14 protein-coding genes are annotated in these 11,431 nt (G+C 31.0%); 9 read left to right on the top strand and 5 right to left on the bottom strand.

All coding sequences use genetic code 11. The features are described 5' to 3' along the window. The first annotated feature begins 23 nt into the window (after positions 1–23). From NZD85_RS05310 to NZD85_RS05335, 6 genes are all read left to right on the top strand, one after another. A complete protein-coding gene (locus tag NZD85_RS05310; protein ID WP_260543983.1) occupies positions 24–485 on the top strand; it encodes a hypothetical protein in 462 nt (153 codons plus the stop codon). Positions 486–490: 5 nt separating this feature from the next. Next, positions 491–769 (top strand): hypothetical protein, encoded by a 279-nt coding sequence (locus tag NZD85_RS05315; protein ID WP_260543985.1) that lies wholly within the window; start codon positions 491–493, stop codon positions 767–769. Positions 770–772: 3 nt separating this feature from the next. After that, positions 773–1,165: a hypothetical protein gene (locus tag NZD85_RS05320; protein WP_260543987.1), complete on the top strand. Its 393-nt coding sequence runs from the start codon at positions 773–775 to the stop codon at positions 1,163–1,165. A 9-nt stretch (positions 1,166–1,174) separates the two neighbouring features. Next, positions 1,175–2,311 carry a glutathionylspermidine synthase family protein gene (locus tag NZD85_RS05325; protein ID WP_260543989.1) on the top strand — a complete coding sequence of 379 codons (1,137 nt, stop codon included), beginning with the start codon at positions 1,175–1,177 and terminating at the stop codon, positions 2,309–2,311. 232 nt (positions 2,312–2,543) lie between these two features. Further along, the gene (locus NZD85_RS05330; protein WP_260543991.1) at positions 2,544–3,203 is read left to right on the top strand and encodes a DUF4240 domain-containing protein; all 660 of its coding nucleotides are present in this window, start codon (positions 2,544–2,546) and stop codon (positions 3,201–3,203) included. A gap of 5 nt (positions 3,204–3,208) precedes the next feature. Further along, positions 3,209–3,475, top strand: a complete 267-nt coding sequence (locus NZD85_RS05335) for a cytoplasmic protein (protein ID WP_260543993.1) — start codon at positions 3,209–3,211, stop codon at positions 3,473–3,475. A gap of 59 nt (positions 3,476–3,534) precedes the next feature. Here NZD85_RS05335 and sucD read toward each other — a convergent pair whose 3' ends face one another. From sucD to NZD85_RS05350, 3 genes are all read right to left on the bottom strand, one after another. Further along, positions 3,535–4,404 (bottom strand): succinate--CoA ligase subunit alpha, encoded by an 870-nt coding sequence (gene sucD / locus NZD85_RS05340; protein WP_171622633.1) that lies wholly within the window; start codon positions 4,402–4,404, stop codon positions 3,535–3,537. A 165-nt stretch (positions 4,405–4,569) separates the two neighbouring features. After that, complete coding sequence (locus NZD85_RS05345; RefSeq protein WP_171622632.1) at positions 4,570–5,496, bottom strand: UDP-3-O-(3-hydroxymyristoyl)glucosamine N-acyltransferase; 927 nt, start codon at positions 5,494–5,496, stop codon at positions 4,570–4,572. 87 nt (positions 5,497–5,583) lie between these two features. Beyond that, entirely contained in the window at positions 5,584–6,366 is a 783-nt protein-coding gene (locus tag NZD85_RS05350; protein ID WP_260543997.1) for an META domain-containing protein, read from the bottom strand. Between the two features lie 163 nt (positions 6,367–6,529). Between NZD85_RS05350 and dnaG the strand changes: the two genes are divergently transcribed. Together dnaG and NZD85_RS05360 are read left to right on the top strand one after the other, a co-directional pair. After that, positions 6,530–8,473, top strand: coding sequence for a DNA primase (gene dnaG, locus NZD85_RS05355; protein WP_260543999.1), 1,944 nt, complete (start codon positions 6,530–6,532; stop codon positions 8,471–8,473). Positions 8,474–8,720: 247 nt separating this feature from the next. Next, positions 8,721–9,221 carry a septal ring lytic transglycosylase RlpA family protein gene (locus tag NZD85_RS05360; RefSeq protein ID WP_260544001.1) on the top strand — a complete coding sequence of 167 codons (501 nt, stop codon included), beginning with the start codon at positions 8,721–8,723 and terminating at the stop codon, positions 9,219–9,221. Positions 9,222–9,280: 59 nt separating this feature from the next. Here the strand turns inward: NZD85_RS05360 and NZD85_RS05365 are convergent, their stop codons facing one another. After that, positions 9,281–9,586: a hypothetical protein gene (locus NZD85_RS05365; protein ID WP_394368351.1), complete on the bottom strand. Its 306-nt coding sequence runs from the start codon at positions 9,584–9,586 to the stop codon at positions 9,281–9,283. A gap of 117 nt (positions 9,587–9,703) precedes the next feature. Between NZD85_RS05365 and NZD85_RS05370 the strand changes: the two genes are divergently transcribed. Next, entirely contained in the window at positions 9,704–10,012 is a 309-nt protein-coding gene (locus NZD85_RS05370; RefSeq protein WP_225542011.1) for a hypothetical protein, read from the top strand. A gap of 74 nt (positions 10,013–10,086) precedes the next feature. Here the strand turns inward: NZD85_RS05370 and NZD85_RS05375 are convergent, their stop codons facing one another. Next, complete coding sequence (locus NZD85_RS05375; protein WP_260544004.1) at positions 10,087–11,424, bottom strand: hypothetical protein; 1,338 nt, start codon at positions 11,422–11,424, stop codon at positions 10,087–10,089. Positions 11,425–11,431: the final 7 nt, after the last annotated feature.

The following is an 11,431-nucleotide window of genomic DNA, read 5'->3' on the forward strand; positions in this document are numbered from 1 at the left end:
TATTTGAAAGTATAATTAAAAATATGAAATTAATTTTCCCTTTTATTTTTATAATATTAATTTTTAGTTGTAAAACAAATAATATACACTATAACAGAGACAAAATACTTAAGAAATACTCTAAAGAATACAGTATATTTATTAACAATGAAATAACTGATTTCGAAAAAAATTATTTAGATAGAGACAATATTGAAAATATTAGAATTAATAAAAAATCTAAAAAATTAAATATTACACTAAAGAAAATCAATGAATTATTTAAATTAAGTGATATTAATATCGACAATCGAAGAGGTTGGGATAAAAAGAAAATTGATTTAATTATTATTGATGGTAGATCTATTTCCGACAGTCTCAAAAATTTTATAAAAATTGATCCTAACGCAATAAAATCTATAAATATTGTTCCTCAAAATAAAATGAATAACCAGGCATTTGGAAAACAATTTAATGGTGATTTATTAATTATAACAACAAAATAACTTAGATGAAAAAAATACTTTTTATAACACTTATTTTGACAACATTTATTGCTTGTCAATCCAATCAAAACGAAAATCAAAATTTAGAACAATTAAATAAAAAATCGGCACGCGAAGTTGTCTTAACAACAGAAACTAAAGGTGATTCTGTTTTACATATTACCAAACAAAAAATTTGGGCTAATGATATGATGATTGCCGAAAAAGTAGATACATTGATTACACATAAACAATATACCCCTACAGATTCGACAAAAATCCCTATTTACGTAACCATACAATAAATAATGATGAATAAAAGAGAAAAAAGAGCGAGTAAAGTAGTAACATTGGTATTAATTTCTTCGGTTCTTAGTTCGTGTATGAATCGTGAAGAGCCTGCAGTAACCAATAATGCGCAAAAAGTTTATATGCGAGCAGATTCTACTGCGCCATATAGTGATGTTTCCTCTAATTACGCAGCCCAATCTGGCGGTTCGCATCATGGTGGAATGGGAAGTTCTCTGCTTTGGTTTATGGCATTCCGTAGTTTAGCTGGTGGTGGAATGGGTTATGCAAGCCCAGGTTTACATCAACAATCAAATGTCGGAACAAACGCTGCAAAAGCGAAAGCATACAAAAGTCAAACTGTTCGTGGTGGATTTGGGAAATCTGCATCCTCTCGTTCAGCTTCATCTTAAACTAATTTTATGCAATTAAAAAAAATAAAAGCTGACGAAAACTGGCAAGAAAGGTTAGAAAATATCGGCTTTGGATTTCATACAGACGACAATAAACAAACTTATTGGGTCGAAGATTATTATTATTCGATAACAGAAAAAGAAGCGGATCAATTTTTTGAAGCGACAAACGAATTATGGGAAATGTGCTTAAATGCGGTAGAACATGTCATTCAAAATAATCGGTTAGACGAATTTAAAATTCCAAAATTTATTCAACCTTATTTAATTGATACTTGGGAAAATGATGTACCAAGTATTTATGGTCGTTTCGATTTTGCCTATAAAAATGGTCAACTTAAATTATTAGAATTCAATGCAGATACACCAACTTCATTGTTCGAATGTGGTGTGGTACAATGGCTTTGGATGGAAAATTATTTCGGCGAAACAAAAGATCAATTCAATTCTGTTCACGATAAATTAATTGAAACGTGGAAAATGTTAAAACCTTATTTAAAAGGTCAAACTTTGCATTTTTCTTGCGTAAGAGAATCCTTAGAAGATTTGACAAATATCGAATATATAAGAGATTGCGCGATACAAGCCGGAATTAATACTAAATTAATTTATGTTGACGAAATCGGTTGGAATAATGTCAATTTTGTAGATTTGGAAGAGGAAGAAATTACCGATATATTCAAGCTTTATCCGTGGGAATGGCTGGTAAATGAATTGTTTGCTTACAACATCAAAAATGATGAAATAAATGCCAATTGGATAGAACCAGCTTGGAAAATGATTCTTTCGAACAAAGCTATTTTGCCTATTTTATGGGAATTATATCCCAATCACCCTTTGTTGCTAGAAGCATATTTTGGCTCTCCAAAAGAAATGGAAGATTATGTCAAAAAGCCATTGCTATCGCGTGAAGGTGCAAACGTAGAAGTTGTAAAAAATGGTCATATTGCTGAACAAACTTCGGGCGAATATGGCGAAGAAGGTTTTGTCTACCAAGCTTTAACAGATTTGCATCACGAAGAAACAGGTTATACCATTATCGGAAGTTGGGTAATCGGACAAGAATCATGTGGAATTACAGTTCGAGAAAGTAATCAGTTTATTACAACTGACAAAAGTCGATTTGTGCCACATATCATTGAGTAGAGATATAAAAAAAACATACAAAAAGTCTAATTCCTTCAAGAATTAGACTTTTTAGTTTAAACAAAATCAAATAATTACCGCTAAAATTACAAATAATTTAAAAATTGATAGGTTTCATCATTTATTATTTATAAATTAAAAAAAGATTTAGCTAAAATGTTTTATAAATTAAACGTTTAAGGAATAAAACCTTAGATAATTTTTAGCAAATTAAAAACTAAAATGTAAAATTATGGATTTTTTAGATGATTTGTTTAATTCGTCAACTCTACCACCAGAACGAGTTTCTCGTATGCTCGAAGAAGATCTGTTTTGGCAAATTATAGAAAATTCGTTGATCGATTCCAATAATCTGCAAGATCAAGAATTAGCTTTGATGCAAGAATTAGATGTTCTAACTGCCGAAGATATTATTGGTTTTCAACTTCGATTAGATTTTTTTGCTTACACATTGCATTTACCAGAGGTTTGGTGTGCGTCTTGTATTATGAATGACGGTACAAATCCTGAACATTTTTATTATTTCAAAAATTGGATTATTTCTCAAGGAAAAGAATTGTTTGAAAAAGCGATTTTAAATCCAGATTATTTGGCAGATTTTTTTGAAGAAGGTTTCAATGAAGATGATTTGTTCGAATTCGAAACTTTTCACTTAATTGCAAATAATGTTTTCTATTGTAAATTCGAAAATGATTTTTTTGATTTTATTGATCAAGAATGTATGAAATTCTTTACTGAAGAATTTCCAAAACCAGACTTTGATTGGGATGACGAGAATTTAACCAATCTTCAAGTTATTTGCCCAAGATTATTCAAGGTTTTTATCGAAGATTATTCTCCTGATGACGACGAAACAGAGGATGATTTTGATGATGAAGATGAGTTTTTGTAAATTTTATGAAGTATTCTATTGAATTTTTGAAACAAGCTCACAAAGCGTCTATATTCAATAAATCAAAAATATTGAATACTAATAGTTGCGCATGTTTTTGTTGTAAAGAAATTTTATCTACTACTGAAATCAAAGAATTTATTGAAGAAATAGATGGAAAAGATGAAACTGCAATTTGTCCAAGTTGTGGAATTAATTCTATTATTGACGATATTTTTCCTATTAATGATCCAATTTTCTTAGAGGAAATGAGTAAATATTGGTTTGAATAAAAGTTATAAAAAAAAAGGAACTCAAATTGAGTTCCTTTTATATTTAGAAAGAATTTTTCTTATCCTAAAACTTCAGCAACTTTAGCTCCGATATCAGCAGGAGAAGACACCACATGAATTCCACATTCTGTCATAATCGCCATTTTAGCTTGCGCTGTATCATCAGCTCCACCTACGATAGCTCCGGCATGTCCCATTGTACGCCCTTTTGGTGCAGTTTGTCCTGCAATAAATCCTACAACTGGTTTTGTACCATTCGCTTTAATCCAACGAGCAGCTTCAGCTTCTAATTGACCACCAATTTCACCAATCATTACGATACACTCCGTTTCTGGGTCATTCATAAATAATTCAACCGCTTCTTTAGTAGTTGTTCCAATAATTGGATCTCCACCAATTCCGATTGCTGTAGAAATTCCGTAACCAGCTTTTACAACTTGGTCAGCAGCTTCGTACGTTAAAGTTCCTGATTTAGAAACGATACCAACTTTACCTGGTTTGAAAATAAATCCTGGCATAATACCAACTTTCGCTTCACCTGATGTAATAACACCTGGACAGTTCGGTCCAATTAATGTTACATCTCTTTGGTCAACGTACGCTTGTACTTTTACCATATCTTCTACAGGAATACCTTCTGTAATACAGATAATTACTTTGATACCTGCTTCTGCAGCTTCCATAACAGCATCAGCTGCGAATGCTGGTGGAACGAAAATAATAGAAACGTCAGCTCCAGCCTCAACAACAGCATCTTTCACTGTGTTAAAAATTGGTAAACCTAAATGTGTTTGTCCACCTTTACCTGGAGTTACGCCTCCTACTACGTTTGTTCCATATTCAATCATTTGCTCAGCATGAAAAGTTCCTTCTTTTCCTGTGAACCCTTGAACGATTATTTTTGAATCTTTGTTTACTAATACAGACATTGTGATTTTTAATTTACACAAATATAAAAGGAGTTTTGGATTTTAAAAAATATTCGATGTAAAAAATACACTATCTAATTATCGAAACAAGACAAAAATCTATAAGATATTTATCATAAAAAAGCCGAGCAGGTGCTCGGCTTGAAAAATATAATCATAAAAAAATTATTTTTTTCTATAATCGCGTACCATTATCTCTGTGGCTGCTATCTTTTTATACAATCCTCTTGCTTCTTCTGCCGGAGTTCCGAAATAAGTTTTCCCTCCTTCCAAAGATTTACTTACACCTGCTTGTGCTAATAAGACTGCTTTTGTACCTATAGTTACACCACTCGTGATCCCAACTTGTCCCCAAATAGAAACTTCGTCTTCTACATTTACGCATCCTGCAATTCCTACCTGAGAAGCAATCAAACATTTTTTACCAATAATCGTATCGTGACCAATCTGAATTAGATTATCCATAATTGTTCCTTCACCAATAATTGTTGAGGCAGATACTCCTCTATCTATTGTACAGTTTGCACCAATTTCGACATGATTTTCAATAATTACATTTCCGACAGATTTTAAACGATCATAACCCGTTTCACGATTTTTGTAATAAAAAGCATCTGCACCCAAAACAGTTCCTGAACGAATAATAACATTATCTCCGATAATCGCATGATCGTTAATTGAAACATTAGAATGAATCACACAATTTTTACCAATTTTAACATGGTTTCCAATGAAAGCACCTGGTTGAATAATTGTCCCCTCCCCTATTTCTGCTGAATCAGAAATTTGCTTATTTGATGGTTGAAATGGTAAAAAATATTGGCCAATCTTTACAAAATCACGAAATGGATCATCAGAAATCAGCAGAGCTTTTCCTTCTGGACAATCAACTTCTTTATTAATTAAAACAATTGTTGCATTAGATTGTAATGCTTTATCGTAATATTTAGGATGGTCAACAAATACAATATCTCCCTCTTCTACACGGTGAATTTCATTGATTCCTTCAACTGGAAAATTTTCGTTTCCAATAAATTTTGCATCTATAATAGATGCAATATCTTTTAATTTATGTGTTTGTGGAAATTTCATCTTTCTCTACTTTTAAAAGTCTACAAATATAAAAATAAAAAAGCTGTCAAAAAATGACAGCTTTAATGATTTATGAATTAAATCGAATTATTTTTTCTTGAAAACCATTGTTTTAACATCGTTTGCAAACAAAACTAATTTTCCGTTTTGAATTTCATATTTGTTTACATTGTTAAAACGCTCTCCAAATGCATCAGCATCTACACCTTGACAAGCCATACGTGTTGTCGCAATGTTTTTCACTTTAAGTGAATTTCCAACAGCTAAATAAGCACCTGATAAATTATTACATCCATCATTTCCAGAAACTTTATTATTTTGGAACGTTAAAGTTGGTTTCTGATTTGGAAAACGATCATCCAAAGATTTTGCACTTCTATCTCTACCAATAAATTCTTCTAATTCCCAAGAACCTGCTAAATTCCCTGGACGAACAAAAGTCATTACAACGATATCGTCTTGAATTAATAATAATTTATTATCTGAAATTGAATATTTTAACTTTCCGTTTAATTTTGAACTGAAATTTGAATCTTCTACATTCTCACATGCTTTCATCGTAGACATCATATTTCCGAAAGTAATTTCATTTCCTGAAATTGTAACCCCTCCGTTTAATGTGTTACATCCGTCAGAAGCATTTAACATATTAGTTGAAACAAAATTAAGATAAGGAACACCCATTGGATATGCTTCTGCCAATGTTGCTGCTTTCATAGAATTAACATGACTTAATTCCCATTTACCTAAAATAGAAGTTGTGTTAGTCGTTTCTGTATTTCCACCCATATTATTTACCGTAGAACAAGATGTTAAAAATCCTGTTGCTAAAATTGCTGCAAAAGATATTTTTAAGATTGTTGATTTCATAAAATTTAATTTCAAGTTTCTTCGTATTATACGAATACCATACCAAAATTGAAATATGTTAAAAATCTTTTCTACAATGCTTTTAAGAAAGATGAATTGATATCAATAAAAAGTTATAATTTTGAAAAATAAATCTGGTTTCATCCCTCAAAAATAATTCAATTTGATTTCTCAAAGAACAATAGATATAATCTTCGAAACAGCTCGTGTAGAAGAAGTTGTTGGTGATTTTGTCACTCTGAAACGTGCAGGTTCCAGTTTAAAAGGACTTTCGCCTTTTGGCAATGAAAAAACTCCTTCTTTTGTCGTATCACCTGCTAAACAAATTTGGAAAGATTTTTCATCAGGTAGAGGAGGAAATGTTGTCACTTTTTTAATGGAAGTTGAACAGTTTACCTATCCTGAAGCTTTGCGATGGTTGGCAAAACGTTATAACATCGAAATTGAAGAAGATGGAGAATATAATTTTGAGCAACAGCAAGAAGAAAAAGAACGAGAAAGTTTATATATTTTGACTGATTTTGCAAAGAAATTCTTTGTGAATCAATTACATAATTCCGAAGAAGGAAATTTAATTGGTCTTAGCTATTTCCGGGAACGCGGTTTTACAAAAGAAACGATTGATAAATTTGAACTCGGTTATTCACCAAAACAATGGGATGCATTAGCAGAACATGCTTTAAAAAACGGATATTCAAAAGAATTAATTGAGGAAGCTGGTTTAGCTACGTTTAAAGAAGATCATAAAAAATATGATAAATTTCGCGAACGTGTCATGTTTCCTATTTACAGTTTTTCTGGAAGAACTTTAGGTTTTGGAGGGCGTATTCTACGTAATGATGCCAAAGCTGCAAAGTATTTAAATTCTCCCGAAAATAAAATTTACCACAAAAGTAAAACACTTTATGGTTTATTTCAGGCAAAACAACATATTACAAAAGCCGATCAATGTTTTTTAGTTGAAGGTTATACTGATGTACTTTCTTTACATCAAGCAGGGATACAAAACGTAGTGGCAAGTTCTGGAACAGCGCTAACAAATGAACAAATTCGTTTGATAAAGCGTTTAACAGAAAACATCGTCGTGATGTATGATGGTGATAATGCTGGTATTAAAGCTTCTTTCCGAGGAATAGATATGATTCTGGAACAAGAAATGAACGTCAAAATTCTATTGTTACCAGAAGGTGAAGACCCGGATTCTTTTGCTAAGAAACATTCGACAACAGAAATTGAAGCTTATATAAAATCAAATGCAACAGACTTTATTCGTTTCAAAGCAAATGTTTTATTAGAAGATGCGAAAAATGATCCAATCAAAAAAGCTGAATTAATTCGTGAAATTGTCAAATCAATTTCATTGATTCCAAATATTATTAAACAAGAAGTTTATATTGCGGAAACTTCTAAAATAATGGAAATTCGTGAAGAAGTTTTGTTCAAAGAATTGGCTCAATTACAAAATTCTAATGACAAATCGACCTCTTCTTCTCATATCACCGATCAGTCGAGAACAAAAAAACCAGCCATTTCAATCGTTCCTTCAACAAAAGAAGTTATCAATGTACAGCAAACTGTAGAGAATGAAATCATTAAGCTTATCATGCAATTTGGTGATTTGGAAGTTGATTTAAAGAACGAAAACAACGAACTATATAAAACAACGGTTAACCAAGAAATCATTACCCAATTTGAAGAAAACAATTTGAGTTTGAGTAATCCACTTTTTCAATCGATTTTGGATGATGTAAAAACTGGTTTAGAAAATGATGAACTACGAACAGGAACTTATTTTTCTCGATTAAGCAATCCCGAAATTGTAAATCTTGCCTCTGAAATGATGATGGAAAAACATAGTTTAAGTGAAAATTGGACGGTAAAACAAGGTATCAATATCAAAAAGAAAGAAGAGTTTGTACACAAAGATTTGTTCGATGTCTTATTACGTTTCAAGATTATTTACATCGATAATGTGATAAAAGAGTTAATGCAACAAACCAAAAACACTGATTTATCAATTGAAGAAACGAACCAAATTCTTCAACAGATTATGCATTTTACTGGTTTGAAAAATATCTTAAATCAACATCTTAATCGTGTAATTTAATTCACGCGTTTGTTAAATATTCCGTATTAACCTAATACTCTATAAATTAACGATTAATTAAAGGCTTTTCTTAAAAATTTTAATAAGTGTCATTTTTTTTAACTTAACGTTAACAACTATTCGTAATACAGCTGATAATAATGAATTAGAAGTGTTTTATTAATTGAAAATCAATAAAAAATACTATGCATGTCTAATTAAATTCAATAATTCTTATTTTAGATACAGATTCAGAAAAAACTAAAGAATGACAAAGAATTTTTTAACATTATTAGTAATGCTGATGATTATTCCGTTTGCACAAGCAAAGGAAGAATCAAATTTTTCAACAGTAAGTCCTTTACCATTGCCGGTATCAGTTTATACAAAAAATTTAAAATCTACTCTCCTTAATAAAGTAGCAGATTTAAATAAAATAGACAACACAACTGTTGCAGAAATAGTGGAAAAAGCTGGAAATAAAGTAAGCGGAATAGTTTCTTGGTATGCAGACAAATTTCACGGAAAAAAAACTTCGAGTGGCGAATTATACAATAAAAATAACTTCACAGCTGCTCATAAAACATTACCTTTCGGTACAAAAGTAAAAGTAACAAATACAAATAATGGTAAATCTGTAGTTGTAAAGATAAACGACAGAGGACCGCATACAAAATCAAGATTATTAGATTTGAGTAAAGCAGCGTTTACATCTATAGGTTCTACGAGTGCAGGAATTCTGAACGTACAAATGGAAGTTGTAGATTAAACCGATTTTTAGATATTAAAACAAAAAAAAGGATTGAATGTATTCAATCCTTTTTTTTGTTAATCATCGTAATGTTTATGATGATTTTTCTTTTTGTAATATTTATTATGCTTTTTTTGTTGACCTGGTGCATAATATTTCGCAGACTTATCTCCATGTATCTTTTTATGTTGTCCAGGTGGTAGATTTCTATGGTTATCATACCTTGCATCATATTTGGGATACTTTTTATACTTTTTCTTTTTATGATGTGTATGCTCAATACCATAAATTGTAGTAGAACCATCACAAGAAGTTAGAAATAAAGCCGCAAGTGCAAAGATTGCAACTAAATTAATTTTCTTTAAAACTGTTAATTTCATCATCACTTTCATATATAATGTGAAGAGTAAGACAAGAACCTTACCAAAAATATAATTTAATAAAATTTAATTAAATTTAATGGAATAGTATTTGAGAATCAATTCATAAACCATTAAAATATGAAAGAAAAAATTCAATACCGTTATAAAACGACTAACGAAGCTTTAACGGAGTTAACTGAAAACGGTTTTACAATTGATTATAATATCGAAAAAGGACAATTAAAGCAGAATCCTGAACATTTTGATATTGTATGTATTTACCGTTACGAAGGAATGTCAGATCCTGATGATGAATCTTCTGTTTATGGAATAATTAATAATCAGAGTGGTGATAAGGGGGTATACGTTGTAGGAAATTTATCTATGGGTGATGATGTAGATCAATTTATTGTGAATTTAGAAATTAAACGTAGAACAATTAAATAATAATCATTATTAATAAAATAAAAAAGCTCGATACATATGTATCGAGCTTTTTAGATTTTATAACATCTTTCTGATTAGAAAGGATATTCATAAATTTTTGATTCGTGGAAATAAGGGTGACCTTTTGCTTCTAAGTTTAATTTAGAAACTGCATTCATTACTACGAATGTAAATAATCCTCCAATTCCAACTAACGATCCAATTTCCATTAATCCGAAATTGTGGAACGGTCCAACTGCTGCTGGCATAATTTGGTTGTAGAAATCCCAATAGTGTCCAATAATGATTACAAATCCCATCACGAAAACGATTTGGTAACGACGTTTCATGCTTGATGAAATTAAAATCAAGAATGGAGCTACTAAGTTGATTACTAACATCCAGTAGTATAATGGATATTGCGCCATACGTTGTTGGAAGTATTGAGCTTCCTCAGGAATGTTTGCATACCATTGTAACATAAACTGACAGAACCATAAGTAAGACCATAATAATGAGAAACCGAACATATATTTTGTTAAATCATGTAAGTGGTTATCATTGAATAATGGTAAAGCATTCTTTCTTTTTAAGTAGATTGAAATAATTGCCATAATAGAAACCGCAGAAACTAAGTATGAAACCATTCCGTACCACATAAATAAAGAAGAGAACCAGTGTGGATCTAAAGACATCACGAAATCCCATGCAAAAGCTGCAGAACAAAGTGCAAAAATCACTAAATAAATAACTGATTTTTTGTACAATTGAGCGTAAACTTTTAAGTCTCCGTTTGTTTCATCTAATTTGCGAGTTGCATTTTTAATAACTGGTAACATTAAAGATAATACTACCAAGTAAATAATACAACGAACTAACCAGAAGTTAGGACTTAACCAAAGCTGTGCTTTGTTCGCCATAAAGATGTCATACTTAGCATTGTCTGGATCTATTAAATCAGCATCCATCCAGTGGAATAAATGATTCATGTGAAAATAAGATCCTAATACGATGATTGCTAAAAGAGCAGAACCTACTGGTAAGAAAGAAGCTACAGCTTCCATTACACGAGATACTACCATCGACCAACCTGCATTTGCTACGAATTGAATACATAAGAAAAACAATGCTGAAGCTGCGATACCAAAAGCTAAATAAGCAGGTACATAGAAAGCAGCCCAAGGTCTATTTTTCAATAAATTCTCTAAATGGTGCATATGTGCATCATGATCTGTGTTCATCGATGCAAATGAATCTGAAATATACTCACCAAAAAATTGAGTTGGGTGAGCTTCAATCAAACCGTTAATATATTCAGTTGAATTAGCAACATCTTGTTGATGTAAGAAAAATCCTATCCCGTAAAGCACAACACCTATCACTGTTAGAATAAGTGATGCATTTTTTAATCTTGGGGAAAATGTATATTGCATAATAATT

The organism is Empedobacter stercoris, assembly GCF_025244765.1.
In the GTDB taxonomy this organism is placed as follows: domain Bacteria; phylum Bacteroidota; class Bacteroidia; order Flavobacteriales; family Weeksellaceae; genus Empedobacter; species Empedobacter stercoris.

Excerpts from the sequence above, each read along its gene's own strand:
- NZD85_RS05370 (WP_225542011.1), top strand. The coding sequence starts at position 9,704 with ATGAAAGAAAAAATTCAATACCGTTATAAAACGACTAACGAAGCTTTA.
- sucD (WP_171622633.1), bottom strand. The coding sequence starts at position 4,404 with ATGTCTGTATTAGTAAACAAAGATTCAAAAATAATCGTTCAAGGGTTC.
- NZD85_RS05375 (WP_260544004.1), bottom strand. The coding sequence starts at position 11,424 with ATGCAATATACATTTTCCCCAAGATTAAAAAATGCATCACTTATTCTA.
- NZD85_RS05345 (WP_171622632.1), bottom strand. The coding sequence starts at position 5,496 with ATGAAATTTCCACAAACACATAAATTAAAAGATATTGCATCTATTATA.
- NZD85_RS05335 (WP_260543993.1), top strand. The coding sequence starts at position 3,209 with ATGAAGTATTCTATTGAATTTTTGAAACAAGCTCACAAAGCGTCTATA.
- NZD85_RS05315 (WP_260543985.1), top strand. The coding sequence starts at position 491 with ATGAAAAAAATACTTTTTATAACACTTATTTTGACAACATTTATTGCT.
- NZD85_RS05350 (WP_260543997.1), bottom strand. The coding sequence starts at position 6,366 with ATGAAATCAACAATCTTAAAAATATCTTTTGCAGCAATTTTAGCAACA.
- NZD85_RS05310 (WP_260543983.1), top strand. The coding sequence starts at position 24 with ATGAAATTAATTTTCCCTTTTATTTTTATAATATTAATTTTTAGTTGT.
- NZD85_RS05360 (WP_260544001.1), top strand. The coding sequence starts at position 8,721 with ATGACAAAGAATTTTTTAACATTATTAGTAATGCTGATGATTATTCCG.
- NZD85_RS05330 (WP_260543991.1), top strand. The coding sequence starts at position 2,544 with ATGGATTTTTTAGATGATTTGTTTAATTCGTCAACTCTACCACCAGAA.
- NZD85_RS05320 (WP_260543987.1), top strand. The coding sequence starts at position 773 with ATGATGAATAAAAGAGAAAAAAGAGCGAGTAAAGTAGTAACATTGGTA.
- NZD85_RS05325 (WP_260543989.1), top strand. The coding sequence starts at position 1,175 with ATGCAATTAAAAAAAATAAAAGCTGACGAAAACTGGCAAGAAAGGTTA.
- NZD85_RS05365 (WP_394368351.1), bottom strand. The coding sequence starts at position 9,586 with ATGATGAAATTAACAGTTTTAAAGAAAATTAATTTAGTTGCAATCTTT.